Origin of the sequence: Nocardia huaxiensis (assembly GCF_013744875.1) — a bacterium.
Classification (GTDB): domain Bacteria; phylum Actinomycetota; class Actinomycetes; order Mycobacteriales; family Mycobacteriaceae; genus Nocardia; species Nocardia huaxiensis.
This window is the reverse complement of record NZ_CP059399.1, coordinates 5190145-5208958: the sequence shown is the minus strand read 5'-3', so window position 1 is coordinate 5208958 and position 18814 is coordinate 5190145. Positions and strand designations below refer to the sequence as shown.

At 67.2% G+C, this 18814-nt stretch carries 20 protein-coding genes; 11 read left to right on the top strand and 9 right to left on the bottom strand.

From position 1 onward, the window contains the following. Positions 1-110 precede the first annotated feature (110 nt). Entirely contained in the window at positions 111-767 is a 657-nt protein-coding gene (locus H0264_RS23425) for a response regulator (RefSeq protein ID WP_181579533.1), read from the bottom strand. Then, positions 764-1903: a sensor histidine kinase gene (locus H0264_RS23420; RefSeq protein ID WP_181579532.1), complete on the bottom strand. Its 1140-nt coding sequence runs from the start codon at positions 1901-1903 to the stop codon at positions 764-766. The genes H0264_RS23425 and H0264_RS23420 overlap by 4 nt, the downstream gene beginning before the upstream one ends. A 159-nt stretch (positions 1904-2062) precedes the next feature. Between H0264_RS23420 and H0264_RS23415 the strand changes: the two genes are divergently transcribed. Then, a complete protein-coding gene (locus tag H0264_RS23415) occupies positions 2063-2557 on the top strand; it encodes a DUF6326 family protein (RefSeq protein WP_181579531.1) in 495 nt (164 codons plus the stop codon). A 1-nt stretch (position 2558) separates the two neighbouring features. Here the strand turns inward: H0264_RS23415 and H0264_RS23410 are convergent, their stop codons facing one another. The 5 genes from H0264_RS23410 to trpM all read right to left on the bottom strand — a co-directional run bounded on the left by H0264_RS23410 (position 2559) and on the right by trpM (position 6485). Continuing rightward, positions 2559-2771, bottom strand: coding sequence for a DUF397 domain-containing protein (locus H0264_RS23410; protein WP_181579530.1), 213 nt, complete (start codon positions 2769-2771; stop codon positions 2559-2561). Further along, positions 2768-3643, bottom strand: a complete 876-nt coding sequence (locus tag H0264_RS23405) for a helix-turn-helix domain-containing protein (protein WP_181579529.1) — start codon at positions 3641-3643, stop codon at positions 2768-2770. The genes H0264_RS23410 and H0264_RS23405 overlap by 4 nt, the downstream gene beginning before the upstream one ends. A gap of 505 nt (positions 3644-4148) precedes the next feature. Next, positions 4149-4958, bottom strand: coding sequence for a tryptophan synthase subunit alpha (gene trpA, locus H0264_RS23400; RefSeq protein WP_181579528.1), 810 nt, complete (start codon positions 4956-4958; stop codon positions 4149-4151). Next, positions 4955-6205, bottom strand: coding sequence for a tryptophan synthase subunit beta (gene trpB, locus H0264_RS23395; RefSeq protein WP_181579527.1), 1251 nt, complete (start codon positions 6203-6205; stop codon positions 4955-4957). The genes trpA and trpB overlap by 4 nt, the downstream gene beginning before the upstream one ends. Positions 6206-6320: 115 nt before the next feature. Next, positions 6321-6485 (bottom strand): tryptophan biosynthesis modulator TrpM, encoded by a 165-nt coding sequence (trpM, locus tag H0264_RS39355; protein ID WP_369125101.1) that lies wholly within the window; start codon positions 6483-6485, stop codon positions 6321-6323. A gap of 217 nt (positions 6486-6702) precedes the next feature. Here trpM and H0264_RS23390 point away from each other — a divergent pair, with 217 nt between their 5' ends. The 4 genes from H0264_RS23390 to H0264_RS23375 all read left to right on the top strand — a co-directional run bounded on the left by H0264_RS23390 (position 6703) and on the right by H0264_RS23375 (position 10200). After that, on the top strand, positions 6703-7056 hold the full coding sequence (locus H0264_RS23390) for a hypothetical protein (protein ID WP_181579526.1): 354 nt from the start codon (positions 6703-6705) through the stop codon (positions 7054-7056). A gap of 104 nt (positions 7057-7160) precedes the next feature. After that, entirely contained in the window at positions 7161-8375 is a 1215-nt protein-coding gene (locus H0264_RS23385) for a serine hydrolase domain-containing protein (protein ID WP_181579525.1), read from the top strand. 175 nt (positions 8376-8550) lie between these two features. Then, positions 8551-9054: a hypothetical protein gene (locus H0264_RS23380; protein WP_181579524.1), complete on the top strand. Its 504-nt coding sequence runs from the start codon at positions 8551-8553 to the stop codon at positions 9052-9054. A 144-nt stretch (positions 9055-9198) separates the two neighbouring features. Then, positions 9199-10200 (top strand): YdcF family protein, encoded by a 1002-nt coding sequence (locus tag H0264_RS23375; RefSeq protein ID WP_181579523.1) that lies wholly within the window; start codon positions 9199-9201, stop codon positions 10198-10200. Between the two features lie 45 nt (positions 10201-10245). On the opposite strand, the gene H0264_RS23370 is transcribed toward H0264_RS23375, so the two are convergent. After that, complete coding sequence (locus H0264_RS23370; protein ID WP_181585771.1) at positions 10246-10623, bottom strand: winged helix-turn-helix transcriptional regulator; 378 nt, start codon at positions 10621-10623, stop codon at positions 10246-10248. A gap of 193 nt (positions 10624-10816) precedes the next feature. Here H0264_RS23370 and H0264_RS23365 point away from each other — a divergent pair, with 193 nt between their 5' ends. From H0264_RS23365 to H0264_RS23340, 6 genes are all read left to right on the top strand, one after another. After that, positions 10817-11200, top strand: coding sequence for a hypothetical protein (locus tag H0264_RS23365; RefSeq protein ID WP_181579522.1), 384 nt, complete (start codon positions 10817-10819; stop codon positions 11198-11200). A gap of 31 nt (positions 11201-11231) precedes the next feature. Beyond that, the gene (locus tag H0264_RS23360) at positions 11232-12098 is read left to right on the top strand and encodes an MBL fold metallo-hydrolase (protein WP_181579521.1); all 867 of its coding nucleotides are present in this window, start codon (positions 11232-11234) and stop codon (positions 12096-12098) included. Between the two features lie 104 nt (positions 12099-12202). Continuing rightward, complete coding sequence (locus H0264_RS23355; RefSeq protein WP_220139821.1) at positions 12203-12913, top strand: TetR/AcrR family transcriptional regulator; 711 nt, start codon at positions 12203-12205, stop codon at positions 12911-12913. A 295-nt stretch (positions 12914-13208) separates the two neighbouring features. After that, positions 13209-14378 carry an FG-GAP repeat domain-containing protein gene (locus tag H0264_RS23350; protein WP_181579520.1) on the top strand — a complete coding sequence of 390 codons (1170 nt, stop codon included), beginning with the start codon at positions 13209-13211 and terminating at the stop codon, positions 14376-14378. A 17-nt stretch (positions 14379-14395) separates the two neighbouring features. Then, positions 14396-16099 (top strand): right-handed parallel beta-helix repeat-containing protein, encoded by a 1704-nt coding sequence (locus H0264_RS23345; RefSeq protein ID WP_181579519.1) that lies wholly within the window; start codon positions 14396-14398, stop codon positions 16097-16099. Positions 16100-16112: 13 nt separating this feature from the next. Beyond that, a complete protein-coding gene (locus tag H0264_RS23340) occupies positions 16113-17246 on the top strand; it encodes an NAD(P)-binding domain-containing protein (protein WP_181579518.1) in 1134 nt (377 codons plus the stop codon). Positions 17247-17264: 18 nt separating this feature from the next. Here H0264_RS23340 and H0264_RS23335 read toward each other — a convergent pair whose 3' ends face one another. Beyond that, the gene (locus H0264_RS23335; protein ID WP_181579517.1) at positions 17265-18671 is read right to left on the bottom strand and encodes a serine hydrolase domain-containing protein; all 1407 of its coding nucleotides are present in this window, start codon (positions 18669-18671) and stop codon (positions 17265-17267) included. Positions 18672-18814: the final 143 nt, after the last annotated feature.

The window sequence follows — 18814 nt, the reverse complement described above, 5'->3', positions numbered from 1 at the left end:
CGCCCTGATCTACCTGTCACACGCTGAACCACGCACGACGGTACCGCGCGAACACCAATCCCCTCGGCCACCACTCCGCGCCGAGCCGCGCGATCGCAAAGTCATTACACCTAAAGGGCTTTCACGCGTCTGGTGTCGTATGCCCACATCGCGATCTCGACGCGGTTGCGTGCGCCGAGCTTGGTCATCAGTGCTGCGACGTGGGTCTTGACCGTGCTCAGGCCGATGAAGAGCTCGGCGGCGATCTCGGTGTTGGTGCGGCCCCGGGCCACCAGGGTGAGCACCTGCTCCTCGCGCTCGGTGAGCGGGTCTATGGGCTGGACCGGCACCTCCGGTGTCTGGTTGGCGAAGGTCGCCAGCAGCCGGCGGGTGATGTTGGGGGCGATCAGCGCGTCTCCGTTGGCCGCCGCGTGGATGGCCTGCACGAGCAGCTCCGGCCCGGCGTCTTTGAGCAGGAAGCCGCGGGCGCCGGCGCGCAGTGCGCCGAGGATGTATTCGTCGAGGTCGAAGGTGGTGATGACGACGACCGCCATCGGGTCCGTTACGCCCGGCCCGGCCAGGCGTCGCGTCAGCTCGACGCCGTCGAGTCCGGGCATCCGGATGTCGGCCAGGAGGACATCGGGACGCAGCCGGGTCGCCAGCTCGAGCGCCGTGAGCCCGTCGGCCGCCTCCCCTACGACCTCGAGGCCGGGTTGCGCGCCGAGGATCATCACCAGCCCGGTCCGGACCAGGTCCTGATCGTCGGCCACGACGACACGGATGCTCATGCCGGCACCTCCACCGGCAACACTGCCTCGACCACCCACCCGCCCTCGGGCCCCGGCCCCGCGGCGAGCGATCCGCCCAGGAGCTGGGCGCGTTCGGCCATGCCCAGCAGACCGAACCCGGGCTCCGGGACCGGCCCCGGCTCGATCTGCCCGTCGTCGCTGACACGCAGCCTGACGGCGTCGCCCTCCCGGCGCACCTCGATCCGGACGCGGGTTGCGCTCCGGGCGTGCCGGACGGCGTTGGTCAGCGACTCCTGGGTGAGCCGGTAGAGCGCGGCGTCCACGGGTCCTGCCAGCCGGGTCAGCGAACCGTTCAGCGAAACCTCGACGGTGGGCCTCGCATCGGCGCACGCCAGCGCAGGCAGGTCCGCGACCCCCGGCGGCGGTGCATAGGCGACGGCTTCCTCCGCACGCAGCACCCGCACCATCGATCTCATCTCGGCCAGGGTGCGCGACGCTTCGGACTCGATCGCGGCCAGGACCTCGGCGGCCTTCTCGGGCTGCAGGCCGGCGACCACGCGACCGGCCTGCGCCTGCACCGCGATGGCCGAAACATGGTGGGCCACAATGTCATGCAGCTCGCGCGCCAGCGCCACCCGCTCCTGATTGCGGATCTCGCGCTGTTGGCGATGCCAGAGATCCGCGCGGTAGCGGAACACCGCCGCGAGTGCGACGAGCAACAGCAGCAGGACGCTGCCGCCGAACACGTCGCCCCAGCCCGCGGAGGCGGCGTACATCCCCAGTGCCACAACGACTGTCACGAACGCCGTACCCACGACGATCTCCTGTCCCGAACCCCACCGCACCAGCGAGTAGAGCAGGATCAGGACGGCCAACATGGAGTGGAGGCCGAGATCCCCGGCGTGCGTGGCCAACTGGAGGACCGAGAGCAACCCGGCGACGCCCCACCCGACCAGGACGGCCGGCAGCGGCCGGCCCCGCCGCCAGAGTAGGGCGGGCACCACCGCCAGGGCCAGCACCACCACCAGGGGCCGCCAGCCCAGGCCCGGCCGAACAATGCCCTCGACCGAAACGGCGACCGCGAACACACCTGCCAGCAGCCAATCGAGACGACCGATGGGTGGGGCGTCAGCAGGCCGCGGCTCATGCCAGAGGGAGCGCCGGACAGTGACCACGGCTTCATCCTAGGGATCGGCGCGTCTCGGCGTACCAGCCGAAAGTACGAGAGCGGGATCATGCCATCGGCCAGGCGAACTCCGGCCTCCGGGCCGGTGTGCCCGCCGCCGGGCTCAGCGATCGTTGACCTGCCGATCCACACCCCAACGGAGCCCATGATGAGAACATCTCAACCCGCCACCACACTGGAAGACCAGCCGATCCCCGTGCGAGCCAAGCTCGCCGCGGCATGGACGAGCTTCATGTTCCTGTATGCCTATGTCGACATTCTCAACTTCTTCACCCCCGGCGTCGTCGAAGACATCCTCGCCGGCAAGGTCTTCGAATTCGCTCTCTCCCAGACCTTTTCGACCACGGCACTGACCCTCATGGCCGTCCCGGTCTTCATGATCGTGCTGTCGATGACGCTGCCCGCCAGGGTGAACCGCATCGCGAACCTGATCGCGGCTTCGCTCTACGTCCCCGTCACGGTATTCAATATCGCGGGTGCGTCCTGGCTGTTCTTCTACGGCCTCGGCATCGTGCTGGAATTGGTCCTGCTCGCCCTCATCCTGCGGTGCGCCTGGACCTGGCCCCGCACCGCACCTTCGGCGACCGTGGCGACCGGCCCGGACCGTGAAACCGTTCGCGCGCAACGGCCCCCACGGTTCTGACCTAGCCCTTCCGGTCGAACTTCCCAAGCCTCAACGCCTCGGTGAAGTGATCCCACACCTCGCCATCGAAAACCAATACAGGACCGGAGCTTCCGAGCTTCGAGTCGCGCACGCCGACATGTCCCCCACTCAGATGCGCCGCTTCCACGCACTCACCCCCGCCGTGGCTACGGCTGCTCTTGAACCACCGGGCTCCGGTCAGGTCGATGTTCACTGGTCATACTCCTCGGCTGCCGACAGCAGGAGTTGCCTGCTCGGTTCGGGATGCAACGCTACCCGGCTGATCTCGCAGAACGCATCTCGATAGCGCACCACTTCGTGTTCGCGCTCCATGTAGAGATCACCCGCGTACTCCTCCACGTACACCACCGGCGGCTCCTGCAATCCGGTCGCCGGAAGCCGGGGAAACTCCAGCAGGACAAAGGATCCGACCAGGCTGCCGAGATGCGCCGGTGCGTCGAAAGGCACGACTCGAATCGAAACGTTGGGCTGCTCAGCGAGATCGGCGAGTTTGCGGAGCTGACTGGCCATCACGCCGCGGCCGCCGAGCTGGTCTCGGAGAACCATCTCCGACAGCACCACGTCGACTTCGAAGTTGCTGTCCTTCAGCCGTTCCTGCCGAAGCAGGGCGACCTCCACGCGCCGCTCGACCTGTTCGGCAGGCAAGGCTGGCGTCTCGATCCATTCGACTGCGCGGCGATACTCGGGAGTTTGGAGCAGCCCCGGCACGACTGCCACCTTCCACACGAGAAGTTTGCGCGCGGCTTCCTCCAACCCGATGTAGTAGTCGAACCCCAACTTCAACCCATCGGAATACGGACGCCACCAATTCTTCTGGGCCGACGCAAGCTCCTGCGCGAGACCGATCATGACGCGCCGCTCGTCGCTGGTCACCCGATAGGCGTCCGAGAGGGCGTTGATCCACAGTTGGGGCACTTTGGATTTCACCCCATCCTCCACCCGGCCCATTGTCTGTATCGAGGTCTCCACGATCTGAGCGGCGGCATACACCGTCAGTCCTGCGCGCTTGCGGTACTGAGCCAGCAGTCGCCCGAGAGCCCTGCTCGAAAGAGTCGATCCAGCCAATTGCTTTGCCTCACTTACAGAGAGACCGAATTCTGGAAGTACCCGTCTTGAAAGTCTGGCACTTTCGCCCTGATTTCGTCAGCTTGAAACTTCCAACCGTTATCGAACGGGAGTAGACCAGAGGTAGCCCATCACCCAGCACCACCGGCAAGCGCAACAGGATGCGCAATACGTTGGGCGACATGGGCATTGATTGCTCTTACCGGTATCGGGCGGCGTGGCCCGCGAGACGATTCGAGGGACTTCATGAGCTGGATCAATGACTATTGCGAAGATTCGTGTGTCGAGGGAGTGCGCCGAGCCGAGGGCATCCTCAAACTTCACGCGTCTTGCACTCCCCCGTGCCCGCGCATACTCGCGGCCGTCGAGCATCTCGAGCAGATGAGCGCCGAGAATCTCGCGGGGCGACCAGAAGAGCGATGACAAGAGCCTCCCTTGACAGCAAGGGAGGCTCTTGCGCAGTCTCCGGAGGGGAGATACGACCAATCCGCCTGCCGCTCGGTGCTCAGTTCCGGATCGCGGTTGCGAGCGAGCTCGTCAGGGTGCGGATGGCGCTGAGGGCAGTCGGCACATCGGGGGCATCGAGCACGGCCTTCACGAGAGCCGAGCCCACGATGACACCGTCGGCGAAACCTGCGACCGCCGCCGCCCGCGCCGCGGTCGTGATCCCGATGCCCACGCAGACCGGTAGATCGGTTGCCGCCCGGGTGCGTTCGACCAGGGACCGGGCGGCGTCGCCGATCGATCCGCCGGTGCCGGTGACGCCCATCAGGGCCGAGGCATAGACGAATCCTGTACTGGCTGCGGCGATTTCGTGGAGTCGCTCGTTGCCGGTGCTCGGTGCGACCACGAACACGGTGGCCAGATCGTGGAGGGCGGCTTGTTCGCGCCACCGGGCGGATTCCTGGACGGGCAGATCGGGCAGGATGCAGCCGGCGGCGCCGGCCTCGGCGAGCTCGGAGGCGAATCGTTCGATCCCGTAGCGCGAGACCGGGTTCCAGTACGTCATCACCAGCACGGGTTTGCCGGTGGCCCGGTGCGCCTCGGCGACCGTGCGCAGCACCTCCGCGATCCGGGTACCGCCGCGGAGTGCGATGTCGGCGGCGGTCTGAACAACGGGGCCGTCCAGGACCGGATCGCTGTGCGGCAGGCCCACTTCGAGGATATCGGCGCCGGCGTCGAGGACCGCTTTCATGGTGGCGATGCCCGCGTCGACGGTGGGGAATCCGGCAGGCAGATAGGCGATGAGCGCCGGGCGGCCGTCTCGCTTGGACGCCGCCAGGGTCTCGTTCAGCAACTGGATGTTTCCGCTCACCGGTGTGCCTCCGAAACGCTCGTCTCCCGGTCCGTACCGAAATAGCTGATCGCGGTGTCCATGTCCTTGTCGCCGCGGCCGGACAGATTCACCAGGATCAGGGCGTCCGGTCCGAGCTCCCGGCCGAGGTCGAGCGCTCCGGCCAAGGCATGCGCGCTCTCGATCGCGGGAATGATGCCCTCGGTCATCGACAGCAGCCGAAACGCCTGCATCGCAGCGTCATCGGTGACCGGGCGGTACTCAGCCCGGCCGCTGTCGTGCAAGAACGCGTGTTCGGGCCCGATCCCCGGATAGTCCAGTCCTGCCGAGATCGAGCACGCCTCGGCGATCTGCCCCTCCTCGTTCTGCAGAACATAGGACCGGGAGCCGTGCAGAATGCCGGGCTCACCGGCCGACAGCGACGCTGCGTGCTGTCCGGTCTCGATCCCGTGTCCCGCGGCTTCGCACCCGATGAGCCGCACCTGCGCATCGTCGAGGAAGGCGTGGAACAGCCCGATCGCATTCGATCCGCCGCCGACACACGCGACAGCCGCGTCCGGCAGCCGCCCCGTGCGCTCGAGGAACTGCCGGCGGGCCTCGACACCGATAACACGCTGAAAATCACGGATCATGGCGGGAAACGGATGCGGTCCCGCGACCGTCCCGAAGATGTAGTGCGTGTTGTCCACATTCGCCACCCAGTCGCGGAACGTCTCGTTGATGGCGTCCTTGAGGGTGCGCGACCCGGAGGTGACCGGAACAACCTGCGCCCCCAGCATTTTCATGCGGGCCACATTGAGCGCTTGCCGCTCCATGTCGACTTCACCCATGTAGACGACACATTCGAGCCCGAACAGGGCGCACGCCGTGGCGGTGGCCACCCCGTGTGAGCCCGCTCCGGTCTCCGCGATGACCCGCGGCTTGCCCATCCGCTTGGTCAGCAACGCTTGACCGAGCACATTGTTGATCTTGTGCGAGCCGGTGTGGTTCAGATCCTCCCGCTTGAGGAAAATCCTTGCACCACCTGCCTTTTCGGCGAACCTGGACGCCTCGGTCAATGCCGTGGGCCGCCCCGCGTAATGCTCGAGCAGCCGCCCGAGCTCGGCCTCGAATTCCGGATCGCGGATGGCCTTGCGGTATTCCTCGGCGACATCCTCCACGGCGGACACGAGCGCCTCGGGAATGAATTTCCCGCCGAAGTCGCCGAAATACCCTTCGGCGCTTGGGTTCTGCCTGTCCACGGCAGGGATGAAGTACTTGCTGGTCATTGTCGACATGCTCCTGAGCCGGAACCTCCGTTCCGGTGCGATGGCTGGTAAAGGTCACGAGAACGCGTACCCGCGCAGCGAGGAACCCGGCCCCTATCGGCCCGGGAACACCCCTTCAGTTACCCCGCACGATGCGCGGCGCGCAAAGCCATCGCATCCCATTGACCTGACCGGGCTCGGAGCCGATCACCCATCGCACCCGCCGTCCGTGTACCCGCCGTGCAGGCGCGCGGCAGCCGCGTGGGCGGCAACCAGGAGCAAGACGGACAGCGATGGACACGCCGCCAACGCTACCAGTCACCAGCGCCCGTGATCTCGGGGCGCTAGCCGGGGTCGGCTGTGCCCCACGTCACTGTACCGTCTGGACGGTTTGCGGTTAGGATGATCATGTCAGCGCAGGCCAGCCGCTTCAACGGCATGCCAGGCGCGGTCGCCTTCAGAGCGCCGGACGTTCCACCGGCAAGCGAGATCCACTTCCCCTTCTTCCGGAGGTCGTGATGGCTACGGTTCGGCAATCACTCGTCCAGAGCGTCCCGCACGAGGTGGTAGCGCAGCAGCGGCGTCCACTGTGGATACGGGTGGCGGCGGCGGCCGGTGGCAGCGTCGCCGCGCTGGCGGGGCTCGTGTTGCTGGCGGTGGCGCCCGAACTCGGTGTGCCGCTGCTGTTGATCGGACTGCGGCTGCTGGCAATGCAGTTCGCCTGGGCAGCTCGCGCGCACGCCGCGGTGAGCGCGTGGTTCGACACAGCGATGGCGTGGCTGGCCGGCAAGCCGCGCTGGCTGCGCTGGCTCATCCTCGCCGGGATCGCCGCTGTCGCCGTCGGTCTGGTGCTGCTCATTATCTCGCTGTAGCACAACCGAATTCACGTTCGGCCACTTCCCTTGTCTGATCGCAGTGTTCCCCAGGCCAGGCGTGCCCGGCATGCCTGGGATCGAGTCGACCCCGAGGAGTAGTGATGGTTTCCCAGCGTTCCAGGATCGAATCACACAGGCGGAGTGCGGTTTCCGCCGTCCTGGCCACGGCGGCGGTGGGGGTTCCGGTGTTCGTGGGCGGGGCCTACGCCGCCGCGTCCGCCCTGGGCGTGGCAGCCCCGCACGTGATGGCCCGATGGCTGCTCACCCCGCCCTCACGACGGGCAAAAGTGTTCCCCCGCAGAGACATCGCCGCCTCCTCGCACCCGCGGCCGTTCCCGGTCGCCGATGCGGCGCTGCCCGAAACAGTGCCGTGGAAGGGGACCGACATACCGGTCGAGGACTTCCTGCGCCGCACGCACACCAACTGTTTCGTGATCATCCGCGACGGAAACATGGTGCGCGAGTGGTACCGCGACGGTTTCGGGCCCGCCACACCGCATTGGGCGTATTCGGTGTCGAAGTCGCTGGTGTCGCTGCTGGCCGGGCTCGCCATCGAGCACGGCACGCTGCACGAGAGCGATCTGCTGGTGGACGTGCTGCCCCAGCTGCGTTCGGACACCGACTATGACACGGTCACCATCGCCGACCTGCTCGACATGGTCTCCGGCATCGACGTGCCCGAGAACGACAGCCCGCTCAAACCCTTGACCGGCACCGCCCACATGACCATCACCACCGACCTGGACCGATTCCTGCGTGAGCACCGCCAACTGGCGCATCCGCCCGGCAGCACCGGCGAATACCGCAGCATCGACACCCAGTTGCTCGCGACCGCCGTCGCCACCGCCGAAGGCGCCTCGCTCTCGGAACTGCTGGGCGCACAGATCTGGGAACCGGTCGGGGCCCAGGATCCCGCTAGTTGGAGCCTCGATCGCGACGGCGGCCGGGAAAAGGCGTTCATCGGCGTCAACGCCACCGCCCGCGACCTGGCCAAGATCGGCCAATGCGTCCTCGACGACGGCATGGCCGGCGACACCCGGGTGCTGCCCGAGGCGTGGATCAAACGCATCCGCACCCCGGCACCGCGACCGGTGGAGTTCTCCCCCGGCATCTCGGCGCCCTATTCCGCACAGTGGTGGCATCCCGAGGGCGGCACCGGCGAGGACTTCTCCGCGGTCGGCGTGCACGGCCAATACCTCTACATTCACCCGCCCACCCGGACCGTCATCGTCAAGCTCAGCGACCACGGCCTGGCGCAGCACGAAGAGGAAACCGTCGACGCCTTCCGCGCCCTGTGCACGCCGGTGTGGCTCTGATGCCCGTACGCACAACTGCACCGGCGCAACACCTTTCGAGGTCCCCTCCCGGTCCGGAAAGACGGACGCGGACGCGGACGCACATGGACCGCATGTCGGCCGCGAGGCCAATGGATACCGAATTCACCACGACGACAACGTCATTACGGAATGGAGCCCTTCGATGATGAACAAGATGATTGCAAAGGTTTGTGCCGGAGCCGTTGCCGCGGCAATCCCTGCCGCCCTCGCTCTGGCGGGCGCGGGAACAGCGAATGCCGAGGCGCCCGTTGGTGACACCTCTATCCAGTCCATCGATGGCCCCACCCCTCCCGCCAACCCGGTCGCCAGCGGCGCGGTCGTGGGCGCCGGCATCGGCGCGGGCATCGGCGCTGTCGCCGGTGGAGTGGTCGGCCTGCCCGCAGGCATCGCGGGCGGCATCGGCGGCGGCGCGATCGGCACGGGACTGGGCACCGCCGCGGGTGGCGGTCTGGGCTTGGCGACCGGCGGGGTCGCCGCACCGGTCACACTGCCCGCCGGTGCCGTCCTGGGCGGCCTGACCGGCGCGGGGCTCGGCTTCGTCGCCGGTGAGGCTGTTCCCGTGGTGATCGGAGCCGGTCTCGGCGCGGGAGTCGGCGCGGGCGTGGGCGCGGCGGTCGGCGCGGTCAACCCGAATGCCGTTCCGGATGTGATCCACTGACCGGCAACGGTGACAACGACAGCTGCCGTCGGCAGGCGATGAGAACGCCGCCCGCCGGCGGCAGCATCTCGGCCGAACCTCCCGTCGACGAATCAGCCACTCGGCTGAGGCGGCGCCGACGGCCCGACGACAAAGGATGGTCAAATGTTTGCCATCGTGGTGGGTGGTGTACTGCTGGGCTGGTTCACGCTGCGGATGTACCGCGAGCCCAGGCGATTCGGCAACGGGGTCGTGCTGCTGATCGCCTTGATCTTCCTGACGCTCGGTGTGCTGGACATCGACCGCGAGAGTCCGCTGTCGTTGGTCGTGTATCTGCTGATCGTCACGTCACCGTTGTTGCTGCTGGCGCTGGCCGGATTGCTGATGGTCAACGGGGTGCAGATGTGGCGGCGCGAGGGCCGGCGGCCGGCCAACCTGCTGTCCTTCGGGCTCGGCCTGGCACTGCTGTCACCCTATGCACTGTTCATCGCGGCTTTCGCACTCGAAAATGCCTGGGTCACAGCCCTTTTCGGGTCGATCATACTGGTCGAGTGCTACCTGGGTTTCGTGCTGGTGGCGTTTCTGCTCTACGCCTATGTCTACCTGCACTGGCCGTACCGCATCGGAATGGCTGCCATCGTGGTGCACGGTTCCGGGTTGGTCGGCACCCGGGTGCCACCGCTGCTGGCGGCTCGGCTGGACCGCGCGCTGCAGGTGTACACCGCCGAGACAGCCGGGGGCCGCACTCCGATGCTGGTCACCAGTGGCGGCAAAGGGTCCGACGAGGCGCTGTCGGAGGCCGACGCCATGGCCGACTACCTCATCGCCAAGGGGATCCCACCCGCGGCAATTCTGCGTGAGGACCGCTCCCGCAGCACCCGCGAAAACCTGCTCTACACCCGCGAACTGCTGGCCCAGCATCGGGAAGAGGGCCCGATCGTCTTGGTCACCAGCAACTTCCACACCCTGCGCACCGGCATGCTGGCCCGCCGGCTGGGCCTGAACGCCACCGTCGTCGGCTCCCCCACCGCCTTCTACTACATGCCCAGCGCCATCCTGCGCGAGTACGCCGCCGTCCTGGTCGAACACAAATGGACCAACACCCTGATATGCCTGACACTCGCGGCCCTACCACCCCTCGCGGCACTCGCTGCCCACCGATCATGACGAGGCATCGGTATCCAGCCGGGGCGGCACCGCGGCGAGCCGAGGTCAGGACCGATCAGGGTCGCGGGATGGCTTGTCCGGCAGCGTGATCCAGTCCAGAGCCCACTGGTTGAGGTGTAGCAGCACACCGCCGAGTGCGAGCCCCTTGTCGGTGAGCCGGTATTCGATCTGCACCGGCGTGCGGGGATGGACGATGCGGTCGACGAGTCCGGCGGCTTCCAGGTCCTTGAGCCGTTGCGAGAGCATCCGGTCGGTGATGCCGGGGATGGCGGTGGCCAGATCACGGAACCGCATACTGCCGGTGATCAGCGCGCGCAGTACCGAGCCGGCCCAGCGGCGGCTCAGCAGTTCCATGGCCGCCGCGTAGTACGGACAGTAGGCATCGATCCCCGGCACTGCGGGTTCACCGCCGGTATCGGTCATATTCACGCCGAGCGTCCTTCCCGCCTGTTCGAGGTGAGGGTAGTTGCCGTGGTCGGGAACCGGCGGCCGCGCGCCCGACGGACCAGCGGCCAAAGATTCAGATCACACAATCTTCACTAGTAAATGAATAGCCACTTCTGAACGTATAGCAATACGAGAAAGTCATCGCTCGCCACCCCTCGAGGAGGCCGAAATGCCGACATCGCTCGCTCCGCACACGCTGCCTTTGAAAGCGCTCATCGCCGGCCGGATCCTGGTCGCCACCAGCTTCTTGTTCACGCCCCGCGTGGTCGCACGGGCCTTCGGAATGAAATCCGAAGGGACGCCGGCGATTGCGATGGGACGGATGTTCGCCATCCGCAATGCCGCGCTGGCCGCCGGATTGGCCAATCCCCGATGGTTCACCGCCCCGAAAGCCTTCCTCGGCGTGAACATCCTGATGGACGCCGTCGACGCCGCCGCGTTCCTGGCGGCGGGGCGCCGCGGCGAATTCGGGCCGCGCACCACCGTCTTGACGACCACCGTCGCGGTATCGGCGGTACTGGCAGGAGTCGGCGCGCTGGCCGCCGACCAGTAATCATGCAGGTCCTCCGAGCAAGGAGATCCCAATGAATGCCCCCGTCACCACCCAGCTCAGCTACGACACCTACATCTCCGACTTCACCACGGTCGCCGGTGGTCCACTACCGGACGGCTCCCCCAGAGTCTGGTCGCCACTGGCGACCACACTCATCAGCGGCACACGAGACGCCGTGCTGGTCGATCCACCCTTCACCCTCGACCAGATCCAGCGCATCGGCGATTGGATCGAAAAGTCCGGAAAACGATTGACCGCCATCTACATCACCCACGGGCACGGCGACCACTGGTTCGGCGCACCCACACTGGCGGACCGATTCCCAGGGACAGCGGTGTACGCGACCGAAGGCACCATCGGGGTCATGCACGAACAGACGGGTGCGACGCGTGAACAGTTCTGGGACAAGAGATTTCCGGGCCAGCTACCCGACACTCCCGTGATCGCCCAACCGGTGCCCACCGACGGCATCGAACTGGAAGGGCAGCGGCTGCACGCCATCGAGGTGGGACACAGCGACGGAGACGAGTCGACAGTGCTGCACGTGCCCTCCATCGGCCTGGTCGTCGCGGGCGACGTGGCCTATAACGGAGTCCACCAAATGCTCGCCGAAGCCGCGGACGGCGGTCTCGAATCCTGGCTGCGCGCAATCGATATCGTGGCGGCCCTGCAGCCGCGCGCCGTAGTGGTCGGCCACAAGAACAGAGAACTCCCCGACACCCCGGCAATCCTCGATCACACACGTCGATACCTGCTCGATGCCCAACGCCTGCTGACCGGCGAGCCCAGCCCCATCGAGTTCTACGAAACCATGCTCGCCCGCTATCCCGATCACCTCAACCCGGCGACCGTATGGTTGACGGCCCATCAGCTCATCGGCGCCAGAGCGGCGGGCTGACAGTCGAAGTCCCCGGCTGGACGGCCTCGATGACTCGAGCGAGTTGCCTGCGCTCGGTGATGCCGTCGCGTCGCTTACGATGTGTTCTCCAGAGAGAGGGCAGCGTGGGCGAGAGAGCGATTCGGGTGAGTGCCGCGGACAAGGCTTCCGAACCGATCGACACCATCGTCGACGGCGTGTTCTTCACTCAGCCCGGGCGTTTGCCGCGAGGACCGCACCGGCTCGACCGCGATACCGTGCTGGCCGCGCAGCGCGAGCGGTTCCTCATCGCGTTCACCGAGCTGGTCGCGGCCCATGGCTTCGCCAAGCTGCGGGTCAGCGACGTCACCGCTCGATCCGGCACCTCCAAGACCGCGTTCTACGATTGCTTCGACTCCCTCGACCAGTGCGCGAAGACCGCCTACGCCCGGTTCGTCGAGGTTCTCCTGCAGCGTATGACCGAATACCTGGCCGGTGCTCACGAGCCTCGCGACGTCACGGCGCCGCTGCTCGCCTATCTGCAGACGTTGCAGCAGGATCCGGTGGTCGCTCGCGCGTTCCAGCTGGAGCTGTACAACGAGGGCCGCTTCGGGCGGGAACAGCGCCGGATCGCGTTGCGCCGCTTCGCCGAGTTGATCCGGTCCGAGCACCTGGCGCTGGTCCAGCGCGACCCGGCGCACGTTGCCGAGCACCCGCTGGAGGTGTACCTGGGGCTGGTCTATGCCGTGCGGCAGCTGGCCTCCGACGCCCTCGACACCGAGCGCACGCCCGATCTCGTCGGATTGGTGCCGCGACTGCGCGCCTGGATCGCCGCGGGGCTGGGCATCTCCCAATGACAGGCGGACGCCCGCCGGCAGGTGGGCGCTGACCGACGACGGTCCGGGTTCCGGCCCGGCCGGATGCCCGATCGCCGAAAATTCGCCAGGCTATACCCGACCCTCAAAGTGTGTCTGGAAGTTACATCTATCCAAGTCGAGAGATCCTCGCTATAGTGACGTACCGCATAATGACATACTCCGGAGTACTTTACTTGCCGCCACCCACGGCGGGGACCCCCACCTCGGCGAATGTCGCTGTGCGCCATGGCCACGCACGCAACGAGGCGCGCGGGCGAGGGAGAGGCACAACCCCATGAAACGTTCGGTTGGGCTCGCGGCAGCGGGCATCGTGACAGTGGCTGCCGGATGGATGCAGCCCCCACCCGCGACCGCCGACCCGCAGCCGTCGGTCGTGCCGACTTTCGCTGCCCCGCAGATCATTCCGTCCTTCGACGTGGCGGGCCCGGGGCCCGCGGCGGTCAATATGGTCGCGGCCGACTTCAACAACGACGGCGCACCCGATCTGGTGGAAGCCCGCGACTGGGGCGTCGACATCGGCTTGAACCTGTTCCTCAACGACGGGACCGGCCAATTCCAGTGGCCGCGACTGATTCTCGGCGCGCCGAGCGCCCAGGCGGTCGCCGCCGGTGATCTCAACCATGACGGCAATCAGGACATCGTCGCGACCGGCGAGTTCAACATCTTCGTGTTCTTCGGCAACGGCGACGGCACCTTCCGCGGACCGGACCTCTACCCGCTGCTGCTTGCCGGGCAGTTGCAGGCGGTACTGGCCGACGTCGACAATGACGGCGATCTCGACGTCGCCTCGGCGGGCATCCTGTCCATGCGGACCCTGCTCAACGACGGCCTCGGCCATTTCACCGGCGGCCCGATCAGCCCGATGCCCTCGACCGTCATCGGCACGACCACCCTGGCCGATCTGGACGGCGACGCGAACCAGGATTTCTATGTGCTCGACTCGGCCCTGGGCACGGTCATCGCACTGCGCGGCGACGGGCACGGGCGGTTCACCGTATCGGGCACCGTGCTGCTCAGCGGATTGATCCCCGAGGACGTCCAGGCCATCAAACTCGACGACGATCCGTATGACGACGTGCTGTCGCTGGGCTCGTTCAGCTTCTCGCTCACCAGCGCTCTCGCCGACGGCAAGGGCGGATTCAGCACCGGCCTGCTGCCCTCGAGCAACCGCTACCTCGGTGTCGGGCCGGTGGCCGGCGCCGTCGGCGATCTCAACAACGACGGCCGGGAGGACTTCGTCGCCAGCCGTGTCCTGGAAGTGCTCAGCCCCATGCGCATCTACCTCGGCAACGGCACCGACCAGCCCACCCAGGTCCTGGAACTCCCGGGACCCCCGCTCGCCCAGACCCCGGTGCTGGCCGACTTCAACCGCGACGGCCGGCTCGACATCGCCGTGCCCAGGGTCGGAGTCATGACGGTCTACCTGAACACGACTCCGCACTAGACCGGAAAGAAATCCCCATGCGCACAAGCACTTTCGTCACGACCGCAACCGTCACGCTCTCGCTTCTGGTGCCGGGATGGTCCACCGTCGCAGCCCAACCCGCCGAACCCGGCACCTGGCATGTCCGGGCCGGGGCGGGAGCCGGTGACGGATCCGCGGAGCGGCCGTTCGATTCCCTCGGCACGGTCGAACGTGTGTCCGGTCCCGGCGACATCATCATCATCGACCCCGCCCCCGCCGACCTGCCGCCACTGGACGGCGGGATCGTTCTCAAACCGGGGCAGCAGTTGATCGGCGGCGGCGCGCCGGTCACCGCCCTGCCACCGGGCGCACCGTCGCCGCGCTTGACCAACACCACGAATATCGCCGGTGACGTGGTCCGACTCGCGCCGGGAACCGCAGTCCGCAACCTCGTCCTCGACGGCGCGACGCGGGCCGGTATCTACGGTCTCGACGCCACCGATGTCGTGGTCGAGGGCAATGACATCTCCGGCACCAATCGGCTCTGCCACGACGGCTTCATGATCGGGCCGTTCCAGATTCCGGCCGCGATCGCCGTCCGGAAGACACTGCCGAAACTGCCCGATTTCGTCATCCTCAACAATGGTTTCGCGGCGGTCATGCTCGACTACCCCGGATCGTCGGGCAGCGCGCGGATCACCGCGAACCGGGTACACGACACCGGGTGCGGCGACGGTATCGATGTGCGCACCTTCGGTTCCAGCGTCGTCACCGCCGAACTGTCCGACAATACGGTGAGCAATATCAATATCGGCCTGGCCAAACTGTCCGTGCTGGCCATGGGCTTGCAGAGCAAGGACGACTCCTCGCTCACCGCGACCTTGACCGGCAATACGCAGACCGGCATCGCCCTGGCCGGTAACCAGCCGACGAATCTGTTCGCCGACAGTGAAGGCGTGTTCATCAACCCGGTCGACCGCTCGCACATGAGCGTGCGGATCGACCGCAACACCTTCCGCCACGGCAGCGGAAATTTCTCGGCCAACGGGCTGGAATACGTCACCACCAGCGGCTCACCCACCAGCGAGGTCATCGTGACCGACAGCAGTTTCGACGATGTCACCGGCGATGTGATCGAAAGCTACAACCTCAGCCCCGACGCCGCCGCACATGCGCTGACCCTCGACGGCGTCCGGGCGTCGCGGTCGCACTTTCCCGCCGCGATGCTCAACCCGATCGTGCCGGCCAACCTCGGCAGCTGCCTGGTCACCACCGGATTCGGCCGAGACTCGGCCACCGAGCTGACCGTGCGGAACAGCGACCTGCGCGACTGCTCGGCCGATGGGCTCGCCGTCGTCACCTACGTCCCCGACGGGCCGCAGCCCGCGCGGGCGCGCATGAGCTTCGACATCCGCGACACCACGATCGCCGGTGCCGCGGCCAACGGCCTCAATATCCTCAATGTCGGCAATCTCGCCACCCTGCACGGCCGGATGGAGAACAGCACCATCACCGGCGCCGCCGGCGCGGCGATCCGCGCCAGTAGCGACGGAACCATCGCCGAGCCCGTCGTCGACTTCGGCGGCGGCGCGCTCGGCAGCACCGGAGGCAACTGTGTGGCCTCCAGCGACGGCGTCGACATCACCGGCATCCCGGTCAGCGCCGGAAACAATTGGTGGGGAACACAATCCGGCACGTTCACCCGGGCCGGCATGGATACGGGTGCGCAGCTGACCGCACCGCCGCGACCGAACTGCTGACCGGAAGCCATCGATGTCGGACGCGTCTGGCCGGCGTGGACAACCTCCGCGCGCACTCGGCAGTCCTCGCCCCCGCATCGGCGTGCTCGGGGCGGGGGCCGTAGGCGGCACCCTCGCACGCAAGCTGGCCCGCGCACGCTACCCGACCCGGATCGCCAACTCCGGAACCCCCTCGGCCCTCGCCGGCGAGTTCGCCGGCGAGCCCGGGGTCGTCGCGACCAGCGCCGAAGAGCTGGCCCACGAGGTCGACCTGATCTTTCTGGCCGTGCCCTACCGCGCGATCCCGGCATTGGCCCGCACCGTTTTCCGCGACCCCGACGGGCCTTCGGTAATCGACGCGGGGAACTACCGCCCGGAACGCGACGGCCCGCTGGCCGGACTCGACGCCGACGTCGCCGACACCATGTGGGTCGCGGCCACCCTGGCCAGACGCACCTTCAAGGCCTTCAATACTCTCCATCCCTTCGCCCTGGAACGCGCCGGGCGTCGCCCACGCAGCAGCGGGCGCATCGCGGTACCCGTGGCGGGGCCCGAAGACCCGGAGAAGCACGTCATCATGCACCTGGTCGACGATCTCGGATTCGATCCCGTGGATGCGGGCGGATTGGCGACATCCTGGCGGCAGCAACCCGGAACACCCGCCTATATGGGCGATCTCGACCGGGCCGGGCTCAAGCGAGCACTGAAACTGGCCGTACCGCAGCGGCGCTCCCCGACGGCAATGCGCACCTGGACCGATGTCGACGGCCTCGCCGCCCGATGGCAACCCTCGGCACGTTTGAAAGCCCAACTCACGGACCGAAGGAACGAATCGGCGACCCTCGACGAAACAGACCGGAGTAGCGTCGATTCCCTGCTCCGCACCGTGCGAGGCGTGCTCACCCGCCGATGGGACCTTTCCGCTCTGACGGCGCTCGACAATGGCGCGCGCCGCCGGGCCGCGATCAAGCACGAGTTGCCCGGCATCAGCGACACGGCGCTCACCGGCACCCTGGGCCGCCTCGTGGCACAGGGACTGGTCGTCCGTCGCGGCAGCGGAACCACAACGCCCGCACCCGAATTCGAACTCACCGCGCTGGGCCGCAGCCTGCTCGACGGACCGATTCGCGCGGTGTGGACATGGTCGGGCGAAGACGCTCACACCTGATCCGCGCCGAAGGGTGGTTCAGCGTGGGCCGTTGCCGAGCCCGCCCGCAACCAGCGCGAGTTGACCGGCCGCGTCGATGAACCAGTTGAAAACATCGGTCGATATCAGCGAGCCGTCGCAGGAGACGATATTGCAGTCTCCGGCATAGGCTCCCGTGCCGAGCAACGTGCCGACCAGGTTCCCGGCATCGGCCCAATAGGTGAGGTCCTCGATGCTGCTGACCACCGGTCCGGTGCTGTCGTCGTAGCGGTACGGGTCGTCGGGCGTGGCGGGGGGAACATCGGTCACCGCGGCGGTGATCCGGCGGACGAGTTCTTGATTGTCGGGATTGCCGGTCCCGGTGAGGTTCGCGCTGAGGTCGCGCGGGTTGATTCGGACCGGGATTCCATGCCGGACGATCACCATGTCGAGGCTGGGGATGACGACCGCGAGCTGACCCAGCGCACCGGAGAACGCGAAGGCGTCGCGGGGAGACCCCGGCAGGATCGGGTGTTCGTGGACGCGCGCCCGCGGACCGGGAAACGAACCCCAGTGCGTGTCACCGACATTGGTCCACAGCAGAAAGCCGTAGCCGCCGTTCGCGGCCGTGGGTGCGGCGGCCTGGCGCACAAAGTCGGGGTCGAGGAGGGTTCGGCCCTGCCACACGCCGTTCTGCAGCATGAGCCGGCCGTACCGCGCGAAATCGTCCGGGCGCATGGCCAGCCCACCCGACACCACGGTGTTCCCGGCACGATCTCGCAACCACAGCCAGTGCTGGCGCTCGATACCCAGCGGCCCCATCAGTTCGCGTTGCACGAAGTCCTGGAAGTCGAGCCCGCTGGTGATTTCGACGATCTTCGCGAGCACGGTCAGCACGCCCTGCGCGTATTGGAACTTCGTGCCCGGAGTGTGTTCGATCGGCAGGTTCAGGCTCTGACGCACCGGATCGACGCCATAACCGGCCAAGTCGTTGGTCCAGCCGAAGTGCAGACCCGTGGTTTGGGTCAGGATCTGCCGCACGGTGATCGCGGCATGCGCGGGGTCGGCATCGGGAAAGAAGTTCCCGATCGGGTCGTCGAGTCCGAAGTGGCCCAACGTGATCGCGCGCCCGACCGCACACGCGAGAATGCCCTTCGTCCCACTGGCCAGCGGCATCGGCACATTCCGGGCAGTGCTGCGATCGCTGATCAGACAGCCGTGCCGATACACCTGCAGGGCGATGGCGCCCCGGGCGGCGCCGAAATCCATTGCGGCACTCAACGCCGCCGGATCGAAGCCGGCCGCTTCGGGATCCTCGCGGTCGGTGACCGTGTTCGAGACGGGCTCGGCGCAGCGTTTGTCGTCGGGGCTCGCGGGCGCGCCGAGGGGCTCGGCGTCACCGACCACCTCGGGTGCGACGCCCGCCAGGGTCGCGGCGACCGCGGCGATCACCACTGTTCGTCTCATCGCAGTGAACTTCGCAGCCATTGAATGCTCCTTTTCGGCAGGTGTTCCGAGAGCCTTGGCCCGTCATCGAAAAGGGCGAAGTCCCAACGGATGTGGATCTCGACGCCTCCGCAGTGCAGGAGCCGCCCGGGAGGAAGTCCGGG